Origin of the sequence: Bartonella sp. AA168HLJHH (assembly GCF_042197365.1) — a bacterium.
Taxonomy (GTDB): Bacteria; Pseudomonadota; Alphaproteobacteria; order Rhizobiales; family Rhizobiaceae; genus Bartonella.
In genome coordinates this window covers 20,234-34,374 of the sequence record NZ_JBHIRS010000010.1, presented here as the reverse complement: position 1 = coordinate 34,374, position 14,141 = coordinate 20,234, and the positions used below count along the sequence as shown (strand labels likewise).

The 14,141-nt window shown below is 36.3% G+C and carries 14 protein-coding genes; 10 read left to right on the top strand and 4 right to left on the bottom strand.

Features of this window, described 5'->3' with window-relative positions; genetic code table 11:
• Positions 1–9: 9 nt before the first annotated feature.
• Positions 10–318 carry a type IV secretion system protein VirB3 gene (locus ACFINM_RS06945; RefSeq protein WP_212112790.1) on the bottom strand — a complete coding sequence of 103 codons (309 nt, stop codon included), beginning with the start codon at positions 316–318 and terminating at the stop codon, positions 10–12.
• Positions 319–639, bottom strand: a complete 321-nt coding sequence (locus ACFINM_RS06940; RefSeq protein WP_375610628.1) for a TrbC/VirB2 family protein — start codon at positions 637–639, stop codon at positions 319–321.
• 398 nt (positions 640–1,037) lie between these two features.
• On the opposite strand from ACFINM_RS06940, the gene ACFINM_RS06935 reads away from it, so the two are divergent.
• Positions 1,038–1,763 (top strand): hypothetical protein, encoded by a 726-nt coding sequence (locus ACFINM_RS06935; RefSeq protein ID WP_375621536.1) that lies wholly within the window; start codon positions 1,038–1,040, stop codon positions 1,761–1,763.
• 1,059 nt (positions 1,764–2,822) lie between these two features.
• Positions 2,823–3,035: an EexN family lipoprotein gene (locus tag ACFINM_RS06930; protein WP_375640964.1), complete on the top strand. Its 213-nt coding sequence runs from the start codon at positions 2,823–2,825 to the stop codon at positions 3,033–3,035.
• Between the two features lie 1,041 nt (positions 3,036–4,076).
• Here ACFINM_RS06930 and ACFINM_RS06925 read toward each other — a convergent pair.
• Positions 4,077–4,436: a helix-turn-helix domain-containing protein gene (locus ACFINM_RS06925; protein ID WP_375613566.1), complete on the bottom strand. Its 360-nt coding sequence runs from the start codon at positions 4,434–4,436 to the stop codon at positions 4,077–4,079.
• 1,194 nt (positions 4,437–5,630) lie between these two features.
• Between ACFINM_RS06925 and ACFINM_RS06920 the strand changes: the two genes are divergently transcribed.
• Both ACFINM_RS06920 and ACFINM_RS06915 read left to right on the top strand, forming a co-directional pair.
• Positions 5,631–6,476: a TIGR01459 family HAD-type hydrolase gene (locus tag ACFINM_RS06920; protein ID WP_375612197.1), complete on the top strand. Its 846-nt coding sequence runs from the start codon at positions 5,631–5,633 to the stop codon at positions 6,474–6,476.
• Entirely contained in the window at positions 6,476–7,477 is a 1,002-nt protein-coding gene (locus ACFINM_RS06915) for a bifunctional riboflavin kinase/FAD synthetase (protein WP_375640963.1), read from the top strand. The genes ACFINM_RS06920 and ACFINM_RS06915 overlap by 1 nt, the downstream gene beginning before the upstream one ends.
• A 2,116-nt stretch (positions 7,478–9,593) precedes the next feature.
• On the opposite strand, the gene ACFINM_RS06910 is transcribed toward ACFINM_RS06915, so the two are convergent.
• Positions 9,594–9,923 carry a TIGR01244 family sulfur transferase gene (locus ACFINM_RS06910; protein WP_375610590.1) on the bottom strand — a complete coding sequence of 110 codons (330 nt, stop codon included), beginning with the start codon at positions 9,921–9,923 and terminating at the stop codon, positions 9,594–9,596.
• A 997-nt stretch (positions 9,924–10,920) separates the two neighbouring features.
• On the opposite strand from ACFINM_RS06910, the gene parA reads away from it, so the two are divergent.
• The 6 genes from parA to ACFINM_RS06880 all read left to right on the top strand — a co-directional run bounded on the left by parA (position 10,921) and on the right by ACFINM_RS06880 (position 14,139).
• Positions 10,921–11,550, top strand: a complete 630-nt coding sequence (parA, locus tag ACFINM_RS06905; RefSeq protein ID WP_375613562.1) for a ParA family partition ATPase — start codon at positions 10,921–10,923, stop codon at positions 11,548–11,550.
• Entirely contained in the window at positions 11,547–11,777 is a 231-nt protein-coding gene (locus tag ACFINM_RS06900; RefSeq protein ID WP_375613561.1) for a plasmid partition protein ParG, read from the top strand. The genes parA and ACFINM_RS06900 overlap by 4 nt, the downstream gene beginning before the upstream one ends.
• 1,086 nt (positions 11,778–12,863) lie before the next feature.
• Positions 12,864–13,151 carry an EexN family lipoprotein gene (locus ACFINM_RS06895; protein WP_375621541.1) on the top strand — a complete coding sequence of 96 codons (288 nt, stop codon included), beginning with the start codon at positions 12,864–12,866 and terminating at the stop codon, positions 13,149–13,151.
• Between the two features lie 189 nt (positions 13,152–13,340).
• A complete protein-coding gene (locus ACFINM_RS06890; RefSeq protein WP_375640962.1) occupies positions 13,341–13,607 on the top strand; it encodes an EexN family lipoprotein in 267 nt (88 codons plus the stop codon).
• A 3-nt stretch (positions 13,608–13,610) separates the two neighbouring features.
• The gene (locus ACFINM_RS06885) at positions 13,611–13,823 is read left to right on the top strand and encodes an EexN family lipoprotein (RefSeq protein ID WP_375621543.1); all 213 of its coding nucleotides are present in this window, start codon (positions 13,611–13,613) and stop codon (positions 13,821–13,823) included.
• A gap of 46 nt (positions 13,824–13,869) precedes the next feature.
• Positions 13,870–14,139, top strand: coding sequence for an EexN family lipoprotein (locus ACFINM_RS06880; RefSeq protein ID WP_375621544.1), 270 nt, complete (start codon positions 13,870–13,872; stop codon positions 14,137–14,139).
• The last annotated feature ends 2 nt before the right edge of the window (positions 14,140–14,141 follow it).

Genomic DNA, 14,141 nt, shown 5'->3' with positions numbered 1-14,141 from the left:
TTCGTTCCTTCAGCTTAGTTCCTTATAGGTGCGGATAAGGCGTAAAGGGGAGGTAGAACCTCCTCCCCATCGGTTGAGGTTTTTTTGTTTTCCTCGGGTATTGAGCCATGCAAACAATACGCGAAATTGATTGTGATCGTACTTTGTCACTTCTCGCAAAATAAAGTGCATCCCAATCCCAAGACCAAACATGGTAAAATCACTGGTCAAAATGAAAAGAATGGATGTCGCCATGACATTGAGCGCCATCGCTTCCATTGTAACACCAGCAAACATGGCTGGGCGCGTACAGGCAAGGAAAAGAGTATCTTCATTCATTTATGTTGTGCCCGCTAATTTACCGACGAGAGTGGGGGCACCAAAAACAATAGCAATCCCCAGAACACAGTAAGCTGCTTTGCGTAAATCAATAAAGCCGTACATCCAACCAATCCCCACAGCAGCAACACATATAATAGCAATGAGTCTTGCCGTTGGACCCGTCATCATTGCGACAATGTTGCCTAAAACACCATCGAGCTTCCCGAAACCACCTCCACCAGCAGTAGAAGCAGCATAAGAAGGATCTGATACAAGCAATGCGGTAAAAAGCAGCATGGTCACGATAAAAATGATGTTTTGGAATCTATTATCTGTCATTTTACCTCTCTTTAACAAATAATATTTGTTCATATGTCGACATTCCATTGCCTCTAACAAACTGGAGAGTGCTGTCATTTGATGACAGTTTAATTCTTCTCGTTTGTTTGTTTTAAAAGCCTTGATCGTGGATCTGTTCACTCTCAAGCTCTTCTTCGTAAAGAGACAGAAGTCTTTTCAAATTGAGATTGTGTTACATGAAAATGGCAATTTTAAGTTGTGTATATTGGTAAAAATAACAATATTAAAATAATGAAAGAAAGAATATCATTCTTTACAAAATGTAGTTAATCTGCAACACTTATATTTGGATTTTTTCTTTAAAAACAAGGGGATTGCTGATCAATAATCTGACATGATAGGAAAAAAACGAATTTTTTGAGCGAGCGTGTTAAGAGATGCTATTTAAATTGATTGTTATTATTTACATTATGGGGGCTACGGTGTGGGGATTAAGCCAATATAAAGATAAAATGGATTTCAGCATTCTTAAAACATTTGAGATGCAAGATATCCAAGATATTGTCGATCTCTATCGAGAAGAAAAAAAGTTGGGTAAATCTATCACCAAACAGCAATTAGAAAAAAATGAACCAGCTCTCGATTTGCAGAAGAGTGTTTCATTAAATGATGTTGCAAATAATGCTGTTGTTTTTCATGGTAAGGCTTCTGTTACAAGTGGGGTTACATTTAAATTACTGACGCCTGCTGCACAATCTTGGCGCTCACATATCTCCCGTGATATTCATCTTTATGGTGTGGACACATGTGCACCCCGTCAAAAAGCAAGATTAAATGATCAAGAATGGCCCTGTGGTGCGGTTACAACGGCTTGGCTTGTCACCAAAACACTTGGGCAGGATTTATCCTGTAAACAGGCTTTGATGCACAATGGTGTTTATTATGCGCAATGTTTTGTTCAAGGGGTTGATTTAGCTGAGGAAGGTCTTAAAGAAGGTATGTTGGTACTCTCAAAAGAGGGGAAAAATCCTATTCCAGCCCAGTATCATCATGCGGAAGAAAAAGCACGTGGCAACAAGATTGGTCTTTGGTCGAGTGATTTCACTGAACCTTTAAAATGGCGGCGAGATAATGGATCCTATAACCCCTTTGCTAGTCCATGATTGGTTTTAACGAACATATTTACTTAAATTTTTATAGAGAAAACTTTATCAATAAAATTGTACCAAATCGTAGAGCAAATTTGAATAAACGGTGAGATTATTTTCGTTTAGGAAGTAAATGGATGGTAATTCCCTTTTCAAGGCAGGGTTGCTTTCAAAATCGCTTCTCTATTTTTACTTATGTGTTTTATAAAAGCAGGAAAATGTCATTGTTGGTGGCAAAGCATTTTTGAGTATTTGTGTTTGAAGGAGAAAGTGAGGCGATAAAAAACGCTCAAGAAACGGATTTCTAGAGCGGTGTTGATAAAAGTAAAAAATAAACAGACCCAAAAATGGTGTAACGTTTGATATAATGGATAAAATCTTTCACAATGCCTTAAAAGAATTCATAGCAAAAGTTTTTTCATCAGAATTTTGTCTTCAGGATTAAATCACGTTTTTTACTTCTTTAAAAGTGATCAATCTGTTGCATTCCTTGAAAAGCTTTCATAATTATCTGCTTTTAAATTCAGACTTCCAAATGATGGATGGATTTCAAATAGACTCTACACGAAGAAATCTTCGTAAAATGATTTGCATTGCTGATTGTTTTCTATATATCACAAAACGTTTCTATTTAGGCCTCGATGGAGGAACAATAATCAACATACAAATAGGTAAAAAGAGCTCATACTTTTTTGTTATGGCTGCATAGTCCATTGATCGTGAGATTTAAGTATTATAATGCTCATAGGCTTTCTATAGGGTTAGGGGCGATGCCTATTGCAATGTAACTATTTGAAATCAGTCGGACAAAAGCATTAATGCGTCTTCTGATTTCATCATTTGTATTCAGTTTAGGCTCTTTCCCTTCTCATTGTATTTTATGACAAACTCATACGATGGCTATTGTGAGCTCTTCTTGCGTTATTTTACTCAGAGTATTCACTTTGAAAGCAAGCAAGTGATAGTGAGGCTGTATTCTCATACAGTGTGAAAATTCAACCCTCATTTGGGGGGATGATATTAACAGATAAGGTATTTAAAGAGGAGTAAAATGAAAAAAATTATTTATTATGCATGACTCTATTATTCGTCTTGGGGTGTGAAAAAACCTATAGCGTAGAAGATTTTAAAAAAGATGCAAAATTAAGAGAAGAATGGGGAACGAAGTGTTTTCTTTCAGGACAAGCTGTTAAGGAATCTAAAAATTGTCAAAATGTCTTACAAGCAGATACTGAAATGTTTTTCTCGCCAAAGCTTGATGCTCTAGACCGTGGTCATGTATTTTAATAAATACATATTACTCAACAGTAAAGTGTGATATAAAAATTCTAAAATAAAGAAGTTACGGCTCAACGAATGCTCGCTTCTTCAATTGTTATAGCGGAATTTTTTTATCATTTTTCATCTTTCAGATGAGCTCCCCAAATCATATTCGCAATCTTATTGTTTGTTTCAACTTTATCAGATTGAGGATTATAATCATGAGAGAATTGGATAGCATTGTCTTATAGAAATATCTCTCAAGGTATCCAAACCTATTTTGCGACGCTGTTCGTAAAGGGTATAAGGGTAAATCCATTGAGCACCTCCATCTTTACACTTCATAACGGAGTAAGCCTTGCACCATCACACAGTTTGTCAGCTTGTGGGTGTTGCTTACAGCTCTTGGTAATTGAGACGGTTCGTTTGAGGCATTTTTAATTCTTACTTAATAGTTTTTATCCATACGCCTCTTCCCACTTGTAACCTGCAAGAGATATAGTTTTGGTTGATTCAACATGGAACAAGTCTGAAATGAAAGAATCTTACGATATTCTGGATTCTCATTCAACATGTAAAATAATAAATTATCTTTATAAATCAATGTGTTGCCTTATGATAGAGTTGGTGTAGCATTGAGATTTTAGAGGGAAAATATGCCTTTAAGACTTTATAACAGATACTAAGTTTTTAATAGCAGGTATATTAAATGTACATCATTTAAAATAAATAGAGCGTCCATAGCGAAAAGGGGGCCACTCTTTAAATACAGATAAATACTTATTCTGTTGTACTGTAAAACGCTATTGTTTGCGGGTGTGGTGATATAAGACATAAAACTTTATACATGGGGTGTTTTGATAAGAGAGTGTGATGAATATTCAAGGGAGGGTTTGTTTATATAATTTTGTGAAAGGAACCATATGAAATGGGAAGCTGAGAAGGAGCTATTTTTGAAAAGGCGGATCGTTTATCAACCGGTTTGAGGAGGGGGGCATCCTTTTGGGGTGTGGGGAGAAAGACAAGAATAGGGTGTGTAGCACTTTATAGCTATGCTTTTAAAGCGTTTTAATTTTGATCACAAATTAAGTTTAAAATCGCTTTCTGCTTGACAGATGTGAGGACTCTAAAACTTTTTAAAAGCAAATATTCCTCTTTGCTCGAGGCGATTTCATCATAATGGTACGGGGTGTTGTCTTTTTTGATGATATCAGTGTAAAAAAAGGCAAGTGGAACATTCAAAATATCGGAAATTTCCTTTAAACGTCCTGCGCTCACGCGATTTAAGCCTTTTTCATATTTCTGGATTTGTTGGAAAGTGACACCTAAATGATGTCCTAATGTTTTTTGAGACATTTTTAGCACTTTTCGCCTAAAGCGAATTTTTTTGCCTACAAAAAGATCAATATTAAGATTTTGAGCTTGCATTTTCCCCCTCCAAGTGCGAGCGCCCTCGCATTGGTATTCCGGGAGCTTGAAAACACTGAACCCTAGTCAGCATTTTGCTTTTAGTGCTTGGAGCACCTGGACATAGCAAAATCTCCCGGAATTCCGGGATACCCACATAGTGGGTTTATTTTTACGCTAGGGTTTCGGGTTTTCAAGACCCCTTTTGATCGTTGCGTATGCGATCAAAACATTTTTCGATTCATAAAGTAATTTTAGGAGATTGGCAATAAAAATAGTTTTTCTTGAGACGGATAGATTTTTTAAAATAGGAGGTTGTTTGCCTTTCAAAGTTTTAAGGTTTGCTTACTCAACTCATGACATCAGATATGCATTTTACGAAGGTAAATCTTGGTTTTTAAGCTCAAGTCACCGCTTACGGTGCTGTCCTTAACCAATAATCAAAATGACTTGTTTTGATGCGTCTGAGATATCATGATGATAGGGGAAAGCTTTTATGAGTAAAGAGCCCTCATGCAAAATAAACTCAAAACATTATAGATCTTATTGTTGTATATTCACATGTTTGTTTTAGAAGATATTTCTCAATGTTAGCGCCTATTTTACAATGGTGCTTCGTAAAGTATATAGCGTAAAAGCCTCTATGAATGGGATAAAAGCTATATTGCTATCTTTACTGAAAAAAAGATGCTCGGACGGCACATACTCTCTGCCAGTTCAAAATATTACGACAGTTTTTGCCTTTGAAAGGGAGCCTAAGAGCTATTTTTTCTTTCTTCACGTGTTTTTATCTGTACGCTCTCCGTTTATAATGTGTAAGTCAATAGGTTTTGATTGATTCAATATAAACGGATTTGAAATGAGAAAATATATTGGGCTTTCTCATGATGCATGTTTTTAAGAGGGGGATATGTTTATTTTCTCAGTGAAGAATTTGAGTATTTTAGATAAAAAACTCTATCAACGTCGTTGTTGTTAGAATTAAAATTTTTATGAGAAAAATAGCATTGGGGAATGATAAGCTTTTGCTATCAAGCATTTTAGAATTTTGCACAACTTAATGATAACTTAGTTATTTTATCATTTCTTATGATCTCTATAGACGATAAAAAGTTGGGATATGGTTTGAGAAAGCAGATGACACAAGTATTATCTTTCGGTAAGTAGTTTTGAAGTAAAAGACAGCTTTAAATGACAAATAGAGATAGGTGCTCCATGAATGAACTTACCCATATTGAGACTATTATAGCGCATTATGATGCTGTTTTTTGTGATGTGTGGGGTGTTGTGCATAACGGTGTACATGCATTTGAACCAGCGTTGAAGGCGTTGTATAAAATCCGACAAATGGGAAAAACTGTCATTTTATTAACTAATTCTCCTCGGCTACGGGAAGATGTTGCTGCTCAATTACAAAGCATGAATGTTCATAGCGACTATTATGATGCCATTATCACTTCAGGGGATGTAACGCGCGATCTCATTCAGACTGCTCCACGTAAAGTTTTTTTCATTGGTTCACAACGTGATTTGGTGCTGTTTGAAGGGTTAGAGTGTGAATTTGTTGAAGAATGGGAGGCTTCTGTTGTCGTCTGTAGCGGTTTTCTTGAAGATTTTGACGAAGAACCCTCTGCTTATGAGGAGATGTTTCGTCGCATGCGGTCGCGGAATTTACCTTTTATTTGTGCGAACCCAGATGTGATTGTCCATTATGGAAATAAAGAATTTTGGTGCGCTGGTGCATTGGCTCGTCTTTATCAACAATTAGGGGGGGAAGTGCGCATTGCTGGAAAACCTCACGCGCCTATTTATGAATGTGCCTTTGAAAAACTTCAAAAAATACGGGGAACAGTAGAAAAAAGTCAAGTTTTAGCTATTGGTGATGGTCTTTTAACGGATATTAAGGGGGCGGCTCACTTTGGTCTTGATGCCCTTTATATTATGGGGGGGATTCATCATTATGATTATACGCAAAAGGGTGTGGTTGATAAGCAAGCTTTGCATTCTTTTCTTGAACATCATGGTTATAAACCACAAGCAATCATGTGGGCACTTCAGTAATGACTAATTTTTTGCGTCTTCAGGGAATTCATATGTTTCCCTCGGCTTGGCGGGGAGCAGTGTTGGCACTTGGAAATTTTGATGGTGTTCATTGTGGGCATCAGGTGGTGTTGCAAAAAGCACTTGATTTCGCGCGTATAAAAAAGAAACCATCTGTTGTTTTAACTTTTGAACCCCATCCAAGAAGTTTTTTTCAACATTCAGCTCCTGTCTATCGTTTGACAGAGGCAGCTGAAAAAGCTGAAATTTTTAAAACCCTTGGTTTTGACGGCGTGATTGAACAGCCCTTTGATGCACAGTTTGCCGCTCTTTCAGCGGACGAATTTATTAAGTCGTTTTTAAAGGAAGTTTTTGATGTTTCAGTTGTGGTGACAGGCGAAAATTTTCAATTTGGTCATCAGAAAAGTGGAAATGTACATCTTCTTTGCCAAAGAGGAGAGAAATATGGATTTGAGGTTGTGCAAGTTTCTTGCGTTGCTCGTCCTCAAGAGTCACAATCTTTGATCATTTCCTCGAGTTTTATTCGGCAACTTCTCTCACAAGGGGAAGTGGACAAAGCAGCCCATTTGTTAGGGTATCACTATCGGATACGCTCCAATATTATTCAAGGTGAAAAACTTGGACGTCTTTTGGGATTTCCTACCGCTAATCAAATGTTGCCTCCCCAAGTTCGTTTGGCTCATGGTGTTTATGCGGTACGTTTGCGTCGTGCGAACGGTGTTTTGTATGATGGTGTTGCAAGCTTTGGTTGTCGTCCAACGGTTGTTAAGGATGGGGCGCCCCTTTTGGAAACCTATTTGTTTGACTTTAACGACGACCTTTATGGGGAAAGCTGTACCGTTTCTTTTTTCCAGTTTTTGCGAGGACAAGAAAAATTTGATGGACTTGAACCTTTGATTGTGCAAATGCATCGTGATGAAAAAAAAGCAAAAGAAGTTTTAAAGACAGTACAACCATTATCAACGTTGGATAGGCTGCTTACTTTTAAAAATATGTCCTAAACTGATCTGAAAAAGAGAGAAGAGCTGTAAAAATAGCACTTAAAGTGATTATAATCACAAAGATATATTCCAAAACATCGTGGAATATATGTTTTTTCCGTTGTTGAGAGGGAGAATCGAATATCTGAAGATCTGATTTTGGCATCATTTTTTTCAAAGTTAACGTTATGGTTTTTGTTGTCATTCAAAACTTTACTGCTTGTTTCTTTCTGATCCGTTAAAACTCGTCATAAAAGATGCAGTAAAGAATAAGCAACCAGCCTATTTAGCAATAATAGACGTGAAGAAGGAGAAAGGCTGTTTTTAAAATTTCTTGCGATTTTAAGCTTATAGTTTGATAAAATTTAATTGATGACTTTTTTTATTTTAAAAGGTTATTGTTTCTTCTTTCTAATTTGGCTTATTATGTCATTTATGCCGTATCATCGTTTATGATGAGAGTTGGTTCGTGTAACCTTACGCATGTGATATTTTGTATTATGTAATGAATATTTTTACAAAAGTTTTGTTTGTCGAGTCTTGTGAAGAAGATCAGTGGTTAGCAGCAGTTTTCGTGCTGACCAATCACGTAAACGAGAATGAAGCTGCTGGAAAATGCTTTAAGTCTCCTTTCTCTTGTATATTGTGATGGGGAATGCATATTAAGGAGACTGCGATTGATTGCAGATAAAAAGAAATCATTGCGAGAAAGCAGGTGTATTGTTTCAAAATTTCTAATGCTTTTGATGGATAAAGGCACAATTTTGTTGTCGTAACACGTCAATCTTTCAGATTTTCAAGTTAAAAACTATCCATATATTTCCTTTGTCTTTCACAAATGTAACGCCTATAATGCAAAGGAAAGACAGTCTTGTAAGGATATGAAAACACAAAGCCAATAATGTTTTGTTGTTTTTTGATAGAAATATTGGATAAAAGTTGGGACATCTTTCCAATCTATGTTCGCTCTATTCGTGACTGTATCGTATTGTTTTTCTCATAAAACTTTTGCTTTAGTGTTCCTCAACGCGAGCAGTATGTTTGAGACGAAGATTAAAGCGCTTTAATGCTCTCTCTGCTGTTACAGCTTTTGTATACTAGATGAGGAGAGCCCTATTGCATTATCCATTTGCGTAATCTCTGAAACCGGTTTACAGCCTTATTGGGGAAAAATATGAAGTTATAAAGGAGAAAATCAGTCCAGATGACAGTCTTTTTTACATTCGGGTTTGCCACTTTCAAAAGGGTCCAGAGCAATATCTCTTAAATCATGAAAATAACAGTTTCAGGTTGTTCTTGTTCTTTGAATAGGATATCACGCCCTACAGGTAAAATAAAATGCTGGAATATCCTTGTGTTGCTAATTTATGCACTTCTTTTAAAGAAATATCTTTCAACGCTTCCCATATTCATTTTCATGATGACATTCATGAATGGTATCTTGAAAGCTTCGTTGAGGGCTATCATCTTTATGCCTAATAAAAGAGCAATCCGACACCATCCGTTATATTGACAAGCCTTTAGTGTTGTACAGTCTAGGCTATTTGAGAGCGCTTATGAGAGTTTTTTCTTAACTCGTTTTATTTCACACGAACACTTCCTGCTTGTGACATGCAAGAAACACGCTTTTGATTGCTTCACTATAAATAGGCTTGAGAGAATCTTACGGTATTAGGATTTATCATTCAACGTGCAAAATAATTAATTGTTATAAATCAATATGTTGTAGTTAACCATAGATTATGGCTTACGACTTTTTTTATAAAATACTCTGCACGCCTTTTATTCGGAATATAGGGTTTTCTTAGTGGTTTTACTGTCATTTTAGGTGTCTGTGGCGTACGAATGAGTTCGTATTGGTAAAGGAAGAGAAAAAGAAGGTGGAGCAGTGATAAAAAGTGAGGTGAAAATAATTTTCTTTGATCATCATATGAATTTTCATGCATTTTTATGGCTTCGGGTGTGCATGCTTGTTGTATATTGAGGAGCAAAGCTTGCTCATAGAGTTTTATGAAATGTGAAGCCTGAGTGGAAAGGTGCAAGACAAAGATTATTGACTGATTATTTTTTTACAGATCGATGTATATTTAAGAATCTTCGTCTTTTAAGGCGAGGCGGAAGTGTGCAACCCCTCTGTTTAAAGACGCGCTAAACGATAAAGATGCAGCGAGCGTGATCCGTGATGACAATAGGCAAGAAGAGGCAGAGAGGCTGTTTTTAAAATTGTTTGCATGGCTTCAACAGCTGACTTTTCTATAGTTGGAGGAGAAATGGGAATGTGATAGGCTTTTATGCCATATTCATTTGCGACCGTTTTAATGCTAGAAAAGTCAGGTTGATGGAGCTCTTCGTGATCGGGGCGGTTACAGATAATTGTTTTAAAACCAGCTTGTGCCAATGTTTTGATATTTTCTATGCTAAGTTGGGCGCTGATAAAAATATCAGGTTCAATTTGTTGTAAATTCATTTTTATTTATTCTCAATTGCACGATCTTCACGATACCCTCTGGTCTAATATATAGAAAGAACATAATGAAGGTAAGTTTTTCAGTGGCATCTTAACAAAAATATTCTTTTTGTCGAGAAGATCTATTTGGGAAAAATGAGCTGTAAGATGCAAAATATCTCATTCCGCAACATGTTCGTTATGCGATCTTATAAAAGACGGATGTTTGGTCTTTATGGATAATCTATAGTGTTTACTCAGCATAGACATTTCATTGTGTTGTTTGTTTACGCGCTTGCTAGAGGTACCCTTATTTCTCTTAAGCCCATTTTACTCTGTCGAGCGTCAAAGAGTATAAAATTCATGGATCACCACCCTTTTTACGCTTATGAAGAAGGAAGTCGGTACCATTGTTATATTTGCCAACCTCCAATATTGTAATAGTTCTTGGTACTTGGAGATTCTGCATAAGAAGCATTTTAAATCCTTTCTTGTACAGTTTTTACCCACACGCCAGCCCTGATTGTACGTACAAGAGATATGATTTTGATTAATTTAATATAAGAGGCATGAAATGAGAGAATCTTCCTGATTTCGGCTCTCTCATTCAACGTGCAAAACAATGAATTCTCCTTATAGTTTGTTGTATATTCAGAGTGGAGCTTGTTTGTAGAGTTGCATTAAGTGGATTGCATGAAGGGAGAATCCCAAAAGGCCGGTGCAAAATAAGAAGCTGGATCATTTACAGCGCATTGTTTACAGATCGACATGGAATTAAGAAACTTCGTTTTAGGGTGGGGGGGAAGAAGAGCATGCCTCTTTTAAATTTATTTTGTTATTTTCAAGAATATCATCTTCATAATGTTTTGCTCATGTTAAAGAATATTATAAAAAATTGCGGGCTATTGTTATTTATCCTGAAAATGGGAGAAATGGTTATTTTGCACGTATTGGATGCTTGTTTCTTTTATTACTTTCAGTATAATCGTAAAAACGATAATACTGAAAGGCGTAATGGATGATCATTGGACTTTTGAATCAAAAGGGAGGTGTCGGAAAAACGACGTTGAGTGTTAATCTTGCTGCCAGTTTTGCACGTACTGGTACACGGGTATTGCTTATTGATGTTGACCCACAGGGAAGCGCATTGGATTGGGCTGCTGTACGTGAAGATGCTCCTTTGTTTTCAGTTATTGGTTTACCGCGTGCAACGGTTCACAAAGAGATTACACAGATTGGTCATGGTTATGATCATATTATTATCGATGGTCCTCCGCGTGTGACGGATCTTGCTCGTAGTGCTCTTATGGCTTCGGATTTGGTGCTTATCCCTGTTTTGCCTAGTCCCTATGATATTTGGGCAGCGGATGGAATTGTAAAGCTGATTGATGAAGCACGCGTTTATAAAGAGAATCTCAAATCTGCTTTTGTTATTAATCGTAAAATCGTCAATACAGCGATAGGGCGCGATGTGAACGAAGCTCTTGGCATATACCCTGTGCATGTTCTTTCTTCTAGTGTTGCGCAGCGCGTGATTTTTGCAGAAGCAGCAGCACAGGGGAAGGCCGTTTATGAAGTTGATAAGCAAGGACCCGCAGCGGCAGAGATTGAAGCGGTTGCAGCGGAAATCAAGGAGTTAGCACGATGAGTAAAAAAATTAAAATTGGCACAAAACCAACCAATAAATCAATTCCTTTAACAGCGGATGCATGGATAGGAAGCCACAAAGGGAGCATGAGTGGAGGTATGAAGCGCCTCACGATTGATATACCAGAAAGTTTGCATCGGTTGATTAAGGTCAGTTGTGCAAGTCGTGGAACTAAAATAGCTGATGAGGTCCGCGAATTGCTTTCACAAAAATACGGAAAAGTGTAAAAAATGATACGATAATTTCATTGGTTTGAGTTCTTTTTCTAGAGATGATATCGATTGTTTTTATACGAAGTTAATAATAAAAGTGCTCTTCTTTTTTCACGATGGTTGCTTCATTCAAGTTGTTTTTCATAAGGTTCTGTATCATCGCATGAAAGAGCTATGAGTTTGCGAAAAATTCTCCGTTTCAAACTTTTCCCTATAAATGTGATAATCATCATACTACTTGTGATCTTATCCGCTAGATGAGTAGATAAGTTTATTCTTCCATAAAAATTATCTTGATAATGATTTTAAACATCAGGTTATTTTTGTTTATTGTACTTAATACATGCGTCAATAATGTAATTAAGAGTAGCGTTGATTATTTTTTTCTGTTATGCAGTAATCCGTTTTATTAAATTATATTCATGTTTATAAAGGGGGGGATAAAAATAAGTAAAATTTACTGATATTGACGCGCTATAATTTTTCCTAATAAACAAAAGAATTCATTGAGCATATTATAGACAATATTTCTTACATTTATATGATTTTATAGTCTTAAATAGTTAATGCCAGCTGTAATGGTACGCAAGGCAATAGGCTTTTTTCTTCAATTGGAATGTATAAGATTGCTTTTTTAGCATTTCTATTGGCTTTTAAAAAGTGCAGGGGACTTAAAGCTTTCTTTCTTTTCCGGTGGTTTAGAAATGATAAGAGCGCAATTAGTTGACTAAAAGCTGTATTCTTTCGTTTGCAGGGAATTTGCAATGGGTATAGGCATGACGAATTTGGGGTAAGAAATCGTGCTGCTTCTCGTTACCAAGAGGTTCTTGAAGGAAAAAAAATGATTAAAAAGCTTTTTGAGAATGTCAAGATATCAGAATTTTTGCTGAAGTTTTAACACTTCAAATACAAAGAGCTGCCGTGCAGATAATGTTACAAATGCAAGTCTGATAAATGAAAGCGGCTCTCATGATTTAACATGTTTGCGTTGAAAATGTGCGTATTTGCAAAGGAAAATTAGACGCAAGGTCACAATATAGGAGGGGATGTGAACCCAAAGATATTGTTAATAAAATATAAAACAAAGAGAGGGGTTAAATCATGAACAAGATCATTATAACAGCGCTGCTGCTTTGCGTGGGACTTGTCGTTTCTGGTTGTGAAAAAACTTATAGCGTAGCAGAGTTTAAGAAAGATAAAAAATTGATGCAAGAATGGGGAAAGAAATGCGATAAAATGGGCCCCTCTGCTTTTGAAACCAAGAATTGTCAAAATGTCATGCAAGCCGATATGGAACTTTTTCAAGAGCATTATAGAAATCTTGCAAAGGAACTTCGTGAAAGTAGCAAAAAGGGGAATGAAACTGAAAAAAAGCAGGATAACAATTAAATCATAAAAAATATATTGATAGCGGTATTTTTCTTTGTACGCGATTTATCATCATAGGTTGGGAAAAATCGCGTACAGAAGTAGATTTTTAAATTTTTGAAAATGCACAATGAACCGAATGTACAATTTTAATCGGGTGCTAAATTGTGTCCTAAACTTTGTAAATTTGAAAAAAGGGGAATTTTATTGATGAATAAAGCCATTATAACAGCGCTGCTGCTTTGCGTGGGACTTGTCGTTTCTGGTTGTGAAAAAACTTATAGCGTAGCGGAATTTAAGAAAGATCCCAAATTACTCAATCAGTGGTTAGAGAAATGTTTTATTGCAGGAAGTTTTGATTCAAAAAATTGTAAAAACGCAGAACAAGCTGAATTAGAGACACGTAAAAAATGGGGAATTTTTGGCTCTGGAAAGGACGACCAAGAAAAAACTGAAGATAAAAAGGAAGGGAATTAAATTATGAATAAAGTCATTATTACAGCATTGCTGCTTTGTACTGGACTTGCTGTTACTGGTTGTGAAAAAACTTATAGTGTAAAAGAATTTAAAACAAATGAAAAATTATACGAGGAATGGGCAAAGAAATGTGAGAACGATGATTCACCGCTCAAATCCTCTCAAAATTGTAAAAACCTTCGACAAGCATATGTAGAACTTTTTTTAAGGCCCTAAATTGTGTCCTAAACTTTGTAAATTTGAAAAAAGGGGAATTTTATTGATGAATAAAGCCATTATTACAGCATTGCTGGTTTGTACTGGACTTGTCGTTGCTGGTTGTGAAAAAACTTATAGCGTAGCGGAATTTAAGAAGGATCCCAAATTACTCGAGCAATGGGCAATGAAATGCATGATATCAGAGGATTTAGATTCTCAAAATTGTAAAAATGCAGATAAAGCGTATCGTGAAGTTCATGCCCGAGATTGGCCTGGTTCAAGCTTTGTACATGATGACGAGAAAAAAACTGAAGAGAAAAAGGAAGGGAATTAAAT